This is a genomic window from Onishia taeanensis (genome assembly GCF_900100755.1).
In the GTDB taxonomy this organism is placed as follows: Bacteria; Pseudomonadota; Gammaproteobacteria; order Pseudomonadales; family Halomonadaceae; genus Onishia; species Onishia taeanensis.
In genome coordinates, this window is record NZ_FNCI01000001.1 from 537,506 (window position 1) to 550,452 (window position 12,947).

Here is a 12,947-nt window from a genome sequence, read left to right on the forward strand (position 1 = left end):
AATGACGGTGGCATCGGCGCTACATTCTCTCGGAACATTTTTGTATGCTATTCTTATAGCATAAAGTAATCATGCTACATTATGTTATTGCCTAGCGGTATTAAAACCGTGGGTCATGGATCGGCGATATCAGGCTGGTGGCCGAGCGAACGGCGTGGAAATAAGGAGTGTTTCGGGGATGAAGCTGCAGCAACTGCGTTACGTCTGGGAGGTCACGCGCCACAATCTCAATGTCTCGGCTACGGCGCAGAGCCTCTTTACCTCGCAGCCGGGCATCTCCAAGCAGATCCGCCTGCTGGAGGATGAGCTGGGCGTCGAGATCTTTGCCCGCAGCGGCAAGCACCTGACTCGGGTGACGCCCGCCGGTCGTGCAATCATCGATCTGGCGGGGCAGGTGCTGCGCACCACCGACAACATCAAGCAGGTTGCCCAGGAGCATAGCAACGAGCGCCGGGGTAGCCTGTCGATCGCGACCACCCATACCCAGGCGCGCTATGCGTTGCCGCCAGTGATCGGCGAGTTCACTCGCAAGTATCCGGAGGTGGCCCTGCACATGCAGCAGGGCACGCCCAAGCAGATTGCCGAAATGGTCAGCGAAGGGCAGGCCGATTTCGCCATTTGCACCGAGTCGCTGGAGCTCTTCAATGATCTGGTGCTACTGCCTTGTTACCGCTGGAATCGCTGCGTATTGGTGCCGAAGGGGCATCCGCTAGCCGAAGCCGGTAAGCTGACCCTCGAGGGGCTGGCAGAGTACCCGCTGGTGACCTACGTCTTCGGCTTCACTGGCCGCTCGCAGCTCGATGATGCCTTCAGTGCCCAGAATTTGACCCCCAATGTGGTGCTCACGGCCGCGGATGCCGATGTCATCAAGACCTATGTCCGGCTCGGTCTTGGCGTGGGTATCGTCGCGCACATGGCGGTCGACCCCGAGGCCGATGAGGATCTGGTGGCGTTGGATGCCAGCCACCTATTCGAAAGCTCTACCACCAAGATCGGCATTCGTCGGGGCACCTTCATGCGCGGCTTCATGTTCGACTTTGTGCAGGGCTTTGCAGCGCACCTCGACCGTGACCTGGTAGAGGCCGCCCTGGCGGCGGGGCCGCGTCATGAGCAGGAGCTGTTCGCCCAAATCGATTTGCCGGTGCGCTGAGCGTTCGTCTGGCTGGCCAAACCGCCTGACATAGCCACATACAGAAGGCCCCGATAGCGTTCGCTATCGGGGCCTTCTCGTATCTGTCACGGTTTAACCCGCAAATGTCAGGCGATCAGTGCTGCAGGTGCAGCCCACACTCGCGCTTGTCTTCCACCTTGGTGGGGTCGAAGTAGTCGAAGTTATTGGGCAGGTCGTGCTTCACCAGATACTCGTACATGTCCTTGGCGCTCCAGTGCAATACCGGGGCGACCTTGATCAGGCCGTCGTCGTTGATCGATACCGGCTGCATCTTGGCGCGTTCCGGCGTGTCCTCGGCGCGCAGCGCGGTCAGCCAGACCTGGGGCGCCATTTCGCGCAGGGCCCGAGTGAAGGGCTCCAGCTTGACCTCCTCGGTGAAGGCGGCATGGCGCGGGTCGTCGATGGTCGGCATAGCGCCTTCCAGCGCCTCGCGGTGCGCCCGGGTGCGCTTGGGCAGGTAGCTCACCAGGTTCAGATTTAGCCGCTTGATGACCTCATCGGCGAAGCGATAGGTGGCCTCGGTGTTATAGCCCGAGTCCATCCAGACCACCGGAATGTCCGGCTGAACCTGGGTCACCATATGCAGGATGACCGCTTCGAAGGGGCGGAAGTTGGTGGTGCAGATAGCATGCTTCTCAAGGCTCAGCGCCCAGCGCGTCAGGGCCTCAGGGTCCTGGCCGAGGTCGCGATTGATGGCATCGATGTCAAAGTCCATGGGGCCTCCGAAATAATGAGCAACCAAAAGGTGTTCCGATAATGGCGCTACCCTAGCAAATCGTCTGCCCTTGGCCCCAATACTGATTGGTTCGGTTCTTATATAGCGAAATGATCGTAATTCAGGGCGTCGTTAGAATGGTGGGTGCTATCGAATCGAGCTGTCGCACAGACCTGGCGCATAGACCTAGCGCATGGACCTTTCGGTGCTGGTGTGGCGAGGCTGGCGCTAGTCATAGCGTTTTCATTATGGCGCTTGGTCGCTCAGTGCCGTGAGAAGGTGGCGAATCTTGTCCAGGGTCTCGAGGTATTCGGCATCTTCTTGTGAGTCCGCGACCAGGCCACCGCCGCCCCACAGGTGCAACTGGCCGCCACTGGCCACCGCGGTACGGATGGCGATCGAGGTGTCCATGTGTCCGCGCTGGTCGATATAGCCAAGGCTTCCGCAATAGACGCTGCGCCGGCTGGGCTCCAGTTCGTCGATGATCTGCATGGCGCGAACCTTGGGTGCGCCGGTGATGGATCCGCCGGGGAAGGCGACCGCCAGAATATCCAGCGGTGTTTGATCATCGGCCAGGCGGCCCTCGACCACGCTGACCAGGTGGTGGACGTTGGCGTAGCTCTCGAGGCCGCATAGCTGAGGTACCTTGACGCTCCCCGGTGCGCAGGCCCGCCCCAGGTCGTTACGCAGCAGGTCGACGATCATCACGTTTTCGGCGCGATCCTTGGCACTGGTCTTGAGCGCCTGTGCCAGGGCCGCATCCTGCTCGGGGGTGTCGCCTCTGGGTCTGGTGCCCTTGATGGGGCGTGCCTCGACGCGGCCGGCATGGCACTGCAGGAAACGCTCCGGTGACAGCGACAGCACGGCCTTGTCGTCCCAGGCCATGAAGCCGGCAAAAGGCGTGGGCGTGGCCTGGCGCAGCCGCAAATAGGCCTGCCAGAGATCGCCACGGAAGGGGGCGCTAAAGCGCTGGGTCAGATTGATCTGATAGCAGTCGCCGGCATGAATGTAGCGCTGTACGGCGCGAAAGCGCTCACCATACCCCTCCCGGTCCTGCTCGCCCGCGAACGGGGCGGTGATCGCGAAGGGCGTCGTGGCAGGGGGGGCGGCGTCCAGCCAGGTTTGTACCTGTGCGCGGCGACGCTGATCGGCCACCAGGAACGACTCCCGCCGGGCATGGTCCTGAATGATCGCCCAGTCATAGAGACCGATGCGGCTCCAGGGCAGGTCGACGGCCTCTTTGGCATTGCCGTTGACCGGCTCCAGGCAGCGGCCGAAGTCGTAGCTCCAATATCCGATCAGACCGCCCAGGAAGGGAAGTTCGCTCTCGGGAGCCTCGACATCGAGCCGTGATAGCAGCGTTTTCTGAGCGGCAATGGGCTCGTCAGGCAGCGGCGTATCGCTGTCTGAGCTGACGTGGCCCGCGGCATTGACGCTCATCAGGCCGATCGGTTCGGCGCTGATGATGTCATAACGCCCGCCCGGGCCATGAGGGCGTCCGCTATCCAGCAAAACGGCGCCACGACGTGCGCGTAGCGGCGCAAAATAGCCAAGCGGGTCCGCTTGATAGGGCAGCGGTGTGATTTCCAGTCGTGAACTCATGGGGTGTGCTTTTCCTCAACGAGCGCCACATTCTAGGGGCCATGACGCCTTTTGTCCCTAATGCGTTATCCACGTTCGTGCCATGTCAGCCATCACTCGGCGTCATGCGATCATCTCTGGTAATATTGTCGACAACAGGCTGGGTGAGCCTCTTTGGCTGTACGCCAAAAGGTGTAGTCAATGCGCGGCGAATGCCTATTGACCCTATCCCGGCCGCTGGCTAAAGTTCCTTTTATCATTTAATTGTCGACAATTACCATGACAACCTCTTCATCGAATCTCGCGACCCCGGAAGTGCGCACTCTGGCAGAGCGAGTCTTCAATCAGTTGCAGACCGCTATCGTGCGCGGCGACCTAGCACCGGGCAGCAAGATTACCGAGCCGGGCCTCTCCAAGGCTTACGGTATTTCCCGTGGTCCGCTGCGTGAAGCCATGCGCAGGCTCGAAACGCATCGACTGATCGAGCGCGTGCCCCACGTCGGAGCGCGAGTGGTCAAGCTCTCGATGAAGGAGTTGATCGAGTTGTTCGATGTGCGCGAGGCGCTGGAAAGCATGGCTGCCAGGCTTGCCGCCGAGCACATGACCGCCGACGAGATCGCCGGCCTGCGCGAGGTGCTGGACGTTCACGAGCGTCAGGCCGATCTGCGTCGCGGCGAGGCCTACTTCCAGCGGGAAGGGGATCTCGATTTTCATTATCGGATCGTGCAGGGCAGTCACAATCGCATGCTGATGACGATTCTCTGCGATGACCTTTATTACCTGGTTCGACTCTATCGTACCCAGTTCAGTGCCAGTGGCAGCCGTCCGCAGCGCGCCTTCGTCGAGCACCATCGCATCGTCGATGCCATCGAGGCCGGTGACGCAGAGCTATCCGAGCTGTTGATGAGGCGCCACGTCAGCGCCTCGAGAGCCAACGTCGCCGAGCGCTATGCGGCCATTCTCGACCAGGAATCCACGCAGTCCCAGTGACCATGGTTGCCCGGGGCGCTTTCTTAGACAGGAGATCACCATGACCCCCCTCACTCCCGGTGCACGCTTTCGTGCCGCCCTCGAGGCCCATCAGCCGCTGCCGATCCTCGGCACTATTAACGCCTATACGGCGTTGATGGCGCAGCGAGTCGGCCATCAGGCCATTTATCTGTCCGGTGGTGGGGTGGCTAACGCTTCCTTTGGCCTGCCCGATCTTGGCATGACGACCATGAACGACGTGGTCGAGGATGCGCGGCGCATCACCGCCGCCACCGATCTGCCACTGCTGGTGGATATCGATACCGGCTGGGGCGGTGCCTTCAATATCGAGCGTACCGTCAAAGAGATGCAGCGTGCCGGGGTGGCGGCCGTACACCTTGAAGATCAGGTGGCACAGAAGCGCTGTGGCCATCGGCCCAACAAGGCCATCGTCTCCAAGGAGGAAATGGTCGACCGCATCAAGGCTGCCGCCGATGCGCGCCTGGATCCGGACTTCTATCTGATAGCCCGCACCGATGCCTTCCAGAAAGAGGGGCTCGAGGCGGCCATCGACCGGGCCAATGCCTGTATCGAGGCCGGGGCCGATGCCATCTTCGCCGAGGCGGTGCACAGCCTCGATGACTACCGAGCCTTCTGCGACAGGGTGAAGGCGCCGATTCTTGCCAACATCACCGAGTTCGGTGCCACGCCGCTGTTCAGCCAGCAGGAGCTCGGCGAAGTGGGCTGTCGCATGGTGCTGTATCCGCTGTCGGCGTTTCGCGCCATGAATGCCGCGGCGCTACAGGTCTATCAGAGCATCGCCGACAACGGGCATCAGCGCGACGTGGTCGACATCATGCAAACCCGTGATGAACTCTATGACTTCCTCGACTATCACCGCTTCGAGAAGAAGCTGGATGCGCTCTTCGCAGACAAGAGTCAGGACTGATACGGCGCCTCGCCGTCATAAAGGCGAGGCCGGTTATGAGCACATTCATCACGACAGCATCTATTCAGACAAAAACGACAATACCGATTACACGCCAGTAGGAGACACGTCATGGCAGAACAACCCAAGGCAGGCGCGGGTCTGCGCGGCCAGAGTGCGGGCAGCACGGCCCTGTGCACCGTGGGCAAGAGCGGCTCTGGGCTTACCTATCGCGGTTACGATATCCACGATTTGGCCGAGCATGCGCGCTTCGAGGAAGTCGCCTACCTGCTGCTCAAGGGCAAGCTGCCGAACCAGGCTGAGCTCGATGCCTATGTCACCAAGCTCAAGGGGCTGCGCGCGCTGCCCGATGCCTTGAAGAAGGTACTCGAGCAGATCCCCGCCGACGCCCATCCGATGGATGTGATGCGTACCGGGGCATCCATGCTTGGCAACCTGGAGACCGAGCAAAGCTTCGACGAGCAGCAGGATGTGGCGGATCGGCTGTTGGCGGCGCTGCCGTCGATCATCTGCTACTGGTACCGCTTCACGCATGAGGGCGTGCGCATTGATACCGTGACCGATGATGCGTCGGTGGGCGGGCACTTCCTGCATCTATTGCGCGACGAGCCGGCCTCCGAGCTACATGCCCGGGTCATGAACGTGTCGTTGATCCTGTATGCCGAGCACGAATTCAATGCCTCGACCTTCAATGCCCGGGTCTGCGCCTCGACGCTGTCGGACATGCATTCCTGTGTGACCGGGGCGATTGGCACCTTGAGAGGCCCGCTGCATGGCGGTGCCAACGAGGCGGCAATGGCGATGATCGAGAACTGGCAGAGCCCGGAAGAGGCCGAGCGCGAGATCATGGGCATGCTGGCGCGCAAGGATAAGATCATGGGCTTTGGCCATGCCATCTACCGTGATTCCGATCCGCGTAATGACCTGATCAAGCGGTGGTCCCGGAAACTCGCCGAGGATGTCGGCGACAGCGTGCTCTATCCGGTGTCCGAGCGTGTCGAAGCGGTCATGTGGCGGGAGAAGAAGCTGTTTTGCAACGCGGACTTCTTTCATGCCAGCGCCTACCACTTCATGGGCATCCCGACCAAGCTGTTTACACCGATCTTCGTCTGCTCGCGCGTCACCGGCTGGTGCGCCCATGTCTTCGAGCAGCGCGAGAACAATCGCATCATCCGCCCCAGCGCTGATTACATCGGGCCGGAGAAGTGCGATTGGTTACCGATCGAGGCGCGTGACTGACGCTGACCCACGTCACCGAGGTGCAAGCCTTTGCGAGGGCGCTATCGTCGCCCTCCATGGCGTAGGCCTCTCGCATCGCCTTGTCCCCGGCTAGACAAGACCTTCTCTGTCGCCTCTTTCCATGTCCACGACCCGATCCGAGGGTGGTCACGCCATGAACACTGAATACCGCAAGCCCTTACCCGGCACCTCTCTTGAGTATTTCGATGCCCGCGCGGCTGTCGATGACATCAAGCCCGGTGCCTACGACACCCTTCCTTATACCTCGCGGGTGCTGGCCGAGCAGCTGGTGCGCCGCTGCGAGCCGGCCGCGTTGACCGATTCGCTCAACCAGCTGATCGAGCGCCGGCGTGACCTAGACTTCCCCTGGTATCCGGCCCGTGTGGTGTGTCACGACATTCTCGGGCAGACGGCCCTGGTCGACCTTGCCGGCCTGCGCGATGCCATCGCCGAGAAGGGCGGGGACCCGGCCAAGGTCAACCCGGTAGTGCCCACCCAGTTGATCGTCGATCACTCCCTGGCCGTCGAGCATGCCGGTTTCGAGAAGGATGCCTTTGCCCAGAACCGGGCCATCGAGGATCGTCGCAACGATGACCGCTTCCACTTCATCAACTGGACCAAGACGGCGTTCGAGAACGTTGATGTGATCCCGCCCGGCAACGGCATCATGCACCAGATCAATCTGGAGAAGATGTCGCCAGTGGTGCAGAAGCGAGGCGGCGTAGCTTTCCCGGATACCTGCGTCGGCACCGACAGCCACACGCCGATGGTGGATGCGCTGGGGGTGATTTCCGTAGGCGTGGGCGGCCTCGAGGCCGAGAGCGTCATGCTGGGTCGCGCCTCCATGATGCGTCTGCCGGATATCGTCGGTGTGAAGCTTGTGGGCAAGCTCAAGTCAGGCATCACCAGTACGGACATGGTGCTGGCGCTGACCGAGTTCCTGCGCCAGGAGCGGGTGGTCGGTGCCTACCTGGAGTTCTTCGGCGAAGGCTCCGAGGCGCTGACCGTTGGCGATAGAGCCACCATCTCCAACATGACGCCGGAGTATGGCGCCACGGCAGCGATGTTCTACATCGATGATCAGACCATTGATTATCTGAAGCTCACCGGTCGCGACGACGATCAGGTAGCGCTGGTCGAAAGGTATGCAAAGGAAACGGGCCTGTGGGCCGAGAGCCTGAAGAGCGCCGAGTACGAGCGCCTGCTGAGCTTTGATCTTTCCTCGGTCAATCGCACCCTGGCGGGCCCGTCTAACCCCCATGCCCATTTGCCGACCTCTGAACTTGCCAAGCGCGGTATCGCCGTCGACCTGGACAAGGCGCAGGCGGAAGAGAAGGCGGGCAAGCTGCCTGACGGCGCGGTGATCATCGCCGCCATCACCAGCTGCACCAATACCAGTAATCCGCGCAACATGGTCGCCGCAGGCCTGATCGCCCGTAATGCCAATCGGCTCGGCCTGACGCGCAAGCCCTGGGTGAAGAGCTCCCTGGCCCCTGGGTCCAAGACCGTGAAGATGTACCTGGAGGAGGCCAAGCTGCTGCCTGAACTCGAAGATCTCGGCTTTGGCGTGGTGGCCTTTGCCTGTACCACCTGCAACGGCATGTCCGGCGCGCTGGACCCCGTCATCCAGCAGGAAATCGTCGACCGGGATCTCTATTCCACGGCGGTACTCTCCGGCAACCGTAACTTCGATGGCCGCATTCATCCTTATGCCAAGCAGGCCTTCCTGGCCTCGCCGCCGCTGGTGGTGGCCTACGCCATCGCAGGGACCATCCGCTTCGATATCGAGAAGGATGCGCTGGGTTACGATCAGGACGGTAAGCCGATCACCCTCAAGGACATCTGGCCCGCCGACGAGGAAATCGACGCCATCGTCAAGCAGAGCGTCAAGCCTGAGCAGTTCCGCCAGACCTATATCCCGATGTTCGATGTGGACAAGGGCGCTAGCGCCCAGGTCAGCCCGCTCTACGACTGGCGTGCCCAGAGTACCTACATCCGTCGTCCGCCCTATTGGGAGGGGGGGATGGTCGGCAAGAAGAACCTCAAGGGCATGCGGCCCTTGGCGGTCTTGCCGGACAATATCACCACCGATCATTTGTCGCCGTCGAACGCCATCATGGCGGATAGCGCCGCGGGCGAGTACCTGGCGAAGATGGGCCTGCCGGAGGAGGACTTCAACTCCTACGCGACCCACCGCGGTGATCATTTGACCGCGCAGCGTGCCACCTTCGCCAATCCCAAGCTGTTCAACGAGATGGTGCGGGACGAGGCCGGCAAGGTCAGGCAGGGTTCTCTGGCGCGGATCGAGCCGGAAGGGAAGGTCACGCGGATGTGGGAGGCCATCGAGACCTACATGTCGCGCAAGCAGCCCTTGATCATCGTCGCCGGCGCGGACTACGGGCAAGGCTCGTCCCGTGACTGGGCGGCCAAGGGGGTGGCGCTCGCCGGTGTCGAGGCTATCGTCGCCGAGGGGTTCGAGCGCATCCATCGCACCAACCTGATTGGCATGGGGGTGATGCCTCTGCAATTCGAAGAGGGCACCACCCGCCATACGCTCAAACTCGACGGCACCGAGGTCTATGACGTCGAGGGCACGCTGTCACCGCAAGCCACCCTCGAGCTCATGATTCACCGCCAGAACGGCGAAGTGGAAAGGGTGCCGGTGACGTGTCGCTTGGATACCGCCGAGGAAGTGTCCATTTATTCGGCCGGCGGCGTGCTGCAGCGCTTCGCCCAGGACTTCCTGGAAACCGCGGAGGTAGAGAACGCATGAACCAGATCCGCATCCCCGCAACCTATATGCGTGGCGGTACCAGTAAAGGGGTCTTCTTCCGCCTTCAGGATCTGCCCGAGGCGGCACGCCAGCCGGGCGAGGCGCGCGACCGTCTCTTGCTGCGGGTCATCGGCAGCCCGGATCCCTATCAGAAGCAGATTGACGGCATGGGCGGGGCGACCTCCAGTACCAGCAAAACGGTGATCCTGTCCAAGAGCGACAGCCCTGAGCATGACGTTGACTATCTGTTCGGCCAGGTCTCGATCGACAAGCCATTCGTCGACTGGAGCGGTAACTGCGGCAATCTATCCGCCGCCGTAGGCCCGTTCGCGGTCAGCAACGGCCTCATCGACCCCGCGCGCATTCCCGAGAACGGGGTGGTCGAGGTGCGCATCTGGCAGGTCAATATCGGCAAGACCATTGTCTCGCGGGTGCCTATCACCGATGGCCAGGTGCAGGAGGTCGGTGACTTCGAGCTCGATGGCGTGACCTTCCCGGCGGCCGAGGTGCCGGTGGCCTTCAAGGACCCCGCAGACGGTGAGGGGGCCATCTTCCCGACCGGCCACCTGGTCGATGAACTGGAAGTGCCGGGCGATGTGGTGCCGGGAGGCCGTATCCAGGCGACGATGATCAACGCTGGCATTCCCACTGTGTTCATCAACGCGTCTGATCTTGGCTACTCCGGCAGCGAACTCCAGGAGGCAATCAACGGCGACCCCCGGGCACTTGAAATGTTCGAGACCATCCGTGCCCACGGAGCCTTGCGGATGGGGCTGATCAAGGAGCTTGGCGAGGCAGCTAATCGGCAGCACACGCCCAAGGTGGCCTTCGTGGCGCCACCGGCCAGCTACACCGCCTCGAGTGGTAAGTCGGTCGAGGCAGACGATATCGATCTTAGGGTGCGCGCGCTCTCCATGGGCAAGCTCCATCACGCCATGATGGGCACCGCGGCGGTGGCCATTGCCTCGGCGGCGGCTATCGAAGGAACGCTGGTCAACCTGGCGGCCGGCGGCGGCAAGCGGACGGCGGTGACCTTCGGTCATCCCTCCGGCACCCTGCGGGTGGGTGCCGAAGCGAGCCTGGTGGACGGTCGCTGGGTGATCGATCAGGCCGTCATGAGCCGCAGCGCACGCGTGCTGATGGAGGGCTTCGTTCGCGTGCCCGGCGACAGCTTCTGATCCGTTTTTGAACGGAGTGCCTGGCTGACGAGTGTCGCCCTTGAGTGTCGAGAGCGGAGCTGTCGCCCAGTGGCCGGCTTGGTGCATTCCTTTTCGCCGCCCTCTCACGCCTGGATTGTCACCCTTACCTATAGTGAAGTGATCTAGTGAAGTGGTCAGCAATAACGTGTGACCCGCCAGAGATAAGGAGCAACTGCCATGGATGCCACCGCAGAAGCCAATGTTCGTCCGGATTATGATGCCGAGCTGCAACGGATCGCCGACTATGTACTTGGCTATCGTATCGACAGCACCGAGGCCCTGGAGACGGCGCGCAACTGCCTGATGGACACGCTCGGCTGTGGCCTGCTGGCGCTGCGCTTCCCGGAGTGCACCAAGCATTTGGGGCCCTTGGTCGAGGGCACAACGGTGCTACATGGGGCAAGGGTGCCGGGCACGTCCTTCCGCCTTGACCCGGTCAAGGCCGCCTGGGATATCGGTTGCATCATTCGCTGGCTCGACTACAACGACACCTGGCTGGCCGCCGAATGGGGACACCCCTCGGATAACCTGGGCGGGATTCTCGCCGTCGCCGATCACCTGTCGCAGCAGCGGGTGGCCGATGGCCGTCAACCGGTGACCATGCGCGAAGTGCTCGAGGCGATGGTCATGGCCCACGAAATCCAGGGCGTGATGGCGCTGGAGAACTCTTTCAATCGCGTCGGGCTCGACCACGTGGTGCTGGTCAAGGTGGCCTCCACGGCGGTGGTCGCCAAGCTGATGGGGGCTGATCGAGAGCAGCTGCTGTCTGCGCTGTCACATGCCTTCGTCGACGGGCAGAGTCTGCGCACGTACCGCCACGCGCCCAATGCCGGCTCGCGTAAGTCCTGGGCCGCTGGTGATGCAACATCTCGTGCCGTGCGCTTGGCCGATATCGCCATGCGCGGCGAAATGGGAATTCCCGGGGTGCTTAGCGCGCCTCAGTGGGGCTTCTATGATGTGCTGTTCGCCAAGACCAACAAGGATCAGCAGATCAAGCCGGAAGGGCAGCGTCAGTTCGCCATCAGCCAGGACTATGGCAGCTATGTGATGGAGAACGTGCTGTTCAAAATATCCTTCCCGGCGGAGTTTCACGCCCAAACCGCCTGCGAAGCCGCCGTTACGCTGCATCCGCAAGTCAGGGATCGGCTCGACGAGATCGACCGGATCGTGATCACCACCCACGAGTCGGCGATTCGCATCATTTCCAAGGTAGGCGCGCTCGCTAATCCGGCCGATCGGGATCATTGTTTGCAGTACATGACCGCCGTGCCGCTGGCCTTCGGCCAACTGACCGCCGAGCACTACGAGGATGCCTTTCATCGCGACCACCCCATCATCGATCAATTGCGGGACAAGATGGAGGTCATCGAGGACGCACGCTATACCCGCGAGTACCTCGAGGCCGACAAGCGCTCTATCGCCAACGCCATTCAGGTGTTCTTCAAGGATGGTAGCAAGACGGAGCAGGTCGCCGTCGAATATCCGATCGGTCATCGTCGGCGTCGTGAAGAAGGTATCCCGCTGCTCGAAGACAAGTTCAAGACTAACCTGGCGACCCGCTTCGTGCCGCGTCGCTGCAACGACATCTTTGCCCTTTGCACCGACCAGGCCCGCCTCGAGGCCACATCCGTTCATCGCTTCGTGGACCTGTTCGTGGTCTAAGCCTATCGACTGCCAGGCGCCATTCGGTCAGAAGGAGGAGGGCGTCCAACCAATATGTGGCTACCGGATAGCAGGGGCTCATTGTTAGGTAGGGGCTGAGATATCATCTGGCGGGTTCGCTTAGCCTGGACTAGATTCAGTGACCGGCATAGCGATAGCGCCGCTGGTGCGGTTTGTGAATAGGGTGCTAGGCCGTTTTTGATATTAGCGGCAAAAAAGCCCTTGCGTGCCCCGCCGATAATCCGTAAAGTACGCATCCGCTGCCGCCGACGGGCAAACGTCGGAAGCGGTAAAGAGTGTTGGAAGCACTTGTTTTCGTTAAGGTTTTTCGGTTCGCTTGAGTCGATGAGCATTGACAAAAACGCCGGAAACGGTAGAATGCTCCTCCACTCGATCGGCGCTCAACTCGCCGCTAGTTCACTCGGTCATCTAGAGCGAACTAGCGGCGAGTTGACATTCACCGCCGATTCAGTAGAATACGCCTTCCTCGCAGGGCGCCGGCCAAACGGCCAGGCAAATGCGAGATGCTCCACTCTTTAAGAGTTCGGAGCTGCTCTTTAACAATCGATCAGATAATTCATGTGGGCGCTTGTCGATGAAGGGGTGATCAGTCACCGATACTTCAAGGCAAGCGACTCGTCAAAAGAAGCCATATCGGCTGATTTTTTGAGACGTTTGAACCTTGAGCC

At 61.4% G+C, this 12,947-nt stretch carries 9 protein-coding genes; 7 read left to right on the forward strand and 2 right to left on the reverse strand.

Annotated features, from left to right (window positions below; translation table 11 throughout):
* Positions 1-178 precede the first annotated feature (178 nt).
* Positions 179-1,150 (forward strand): HTH-type transcriptional regulator CysB, encoded by a 972-nt coding sequence (cysB, locus tag BLR71_RS02520; protein ID WP_092522729.1) that lies wholly within the window; start codon positions 179-181, stop codon positions 1,148-1,150.
* A gap of 115 nt (positions 1,151-1,265) precedes the next feature.
* On the opposite strand, the gene BLR71_RS02525 is transcribed toward cysB, so the two are convergent.
* Positions 1,266-1,886 (reverse strand): phosphoadenosine phosphosulfate reductase domain-containing protein, encoded by a 621-nt coding sequence (locus tag BLR71_RS02525; protein WP_092522731.1) that lies wholly within the window; start codon positions 1,884-1,886, stop codon positions 1,266-1,268.
* Between the two features lie 246 nt (positions 1,887-2,132).
* A complete protein-coding gene (pabB, locus tag BLR71_RS02530) occupies positions 2,133-3,488 on the reverse strand; it encodes an aminodeoxychorismate synthase component I (protein ID WP_092522732.1) in 1,356 nt (451 codons plus the stop codon).
* A gap of 258 nt (positions 3,489-3,746) precedes the next feature.
* Between pabB and BLR71_RS02535 the strand changes: the two genes are divergently transcribed.
* The 6 genes from BLR71_RS02535 to prpD all read left to right on the forward strand — a co-directional run bounded on the left by BLR71_RS02535 (position 3,747) and on the right by prpD (position 12,258).
* Positions 3,747-4,457 (forward strand): GntR family transcriptional regulator, encoded by a 711-nt coding sequence (locus BLR71_RS02535; RefSeq protein ID WP_092522734.1) that lies wholly within the window; start codon positions 3,747-3,749, stop codon positions 4,455-4,457.
* Between the two features lie 40 nt (positions 4,458-4,497).
* Entirely contained in the window at positions 4,498-5,385 is an 888-nt protein-coding gene (prpB, locus tag BLR71_RS02540; RefSeq protein ID WP_092522736.1) for a methylisocitrate lyase, read from the forward strand.
* 111 nt (positions 5,386-5,496) lie between these two features.
* A complete protein-coding gene (gene prpC / locus BLR71_RS02545) occupies positions 5,497-6,624 on the forward strand; it encodes a bifunctional 2-methylcitrate synthase/citrate synthase (protein ID WP_092522738.1) in 1,128 nt (375 codons plus the stop codon).
* A 154-nt stretch (positions 6,625-6,778) separates the two neighbouring features.
* Positions 6,779-9,397, forward strand: coding sequence for a Fe/S-dependent 2-methylisocitrate dehydratase AcnD (gene acnD / locus BLR71_RS02550; protein WP_092522739.1), 2,619 nt, complete (start codon positions 6,779-6,781; stop codon positions 9,395-9,397).
* Positions 9,394-10,575, forward strand: coding sequence for a 2-methylaconitate cis-trans isomerase PrpF (prpF, locus tag BLR71_RS02555; RefSeq protein ID WP_092522741.1), 1,182 nt, complete (start codon positions 9,394-9,396; stop codon positions 10,573-10,575). The genes acnD and prpF overlap by 4 nt, the downstream gene beginning before the upstream one ends.
* Positions 10,576-10,773: 198 nt before the next feature.
* Positions 10,774-12,258 carry a 2-methylcitrate dehydratase gene (gene prpD, locus BLR71_RS02560; protein WP_092522742.1) on the forward strand — a complete coding sequence of 495 codons (1,485 nt, stop codon included), beginning with the start codon at positions 10,774-10,776 and terminating at the stop codon, positions 12,256-12,258.
* The last annotated feature ends 689 nt before the right edge of the window (positions 12,259-12,947 follow it).

Bases quoted from the DNA above. Each gene is read 5' to 3' on its own strand.
- cysB (WP_092522729.1), top strand. From the start codon at position 179: ATGAAGCTGCAGCAACTGCGTTACGTCTGGGAGGTCACGCGCCACAAT.
- BLR71_RS02525 (WP_092522731.1), bottom strand. From the start codon at position 1,886: ATGGACTTTGACATCGATGCCATCAATCGCGACCTCGGCCAGGACCCT.
- pabB (WP_092522732.1), bottom strand. From the start codon at position 3,488: ATGAGTTCACGACTGGAAATCACACCGCTGCCCTATCAAGCGGACCCG.
- BLR71_RS02535 (WP_092522734.1), top strand. From the start codon at position 3,747: ATGACAACCTCTTCATCGAATCTCGCGACCCCGGAAGTGCGCACTCTG.
- prpB (WP_092522736.1), top strand. From the start codon at position 4,498: ATGACCCCCCTCACTCCCGGTGCACGCTTTCGTGCCGCCCTCGAGGCC.
- prpC (WP_092522738.1), top strand. From the start codon at position 5,497: ATGGCAGAACAACCCAAGGCAGGCGCGGGTCTGCGCGGCCAGAGTGCG.
- acnD (WP_092522739.1), top strand. From the start codon at position 6,779: ATGAACACTGAATACCGCAAGCCCTTACCCGGCACCTCTCTTGAGTAT.
- prpF (WP_092522741.1), top strand. From the start codon at position 9,394: ATGAACCAGATCCGCATCCCCGCAACCTATATGCGTGGCGGTACCAGT.
- prpD (WP_092522742.1), top strand. From the start codon at position 10,774: ATGGATGCCACCGCAGAAGCCAATGTTCGTCCGGATTATGATGCCGAG.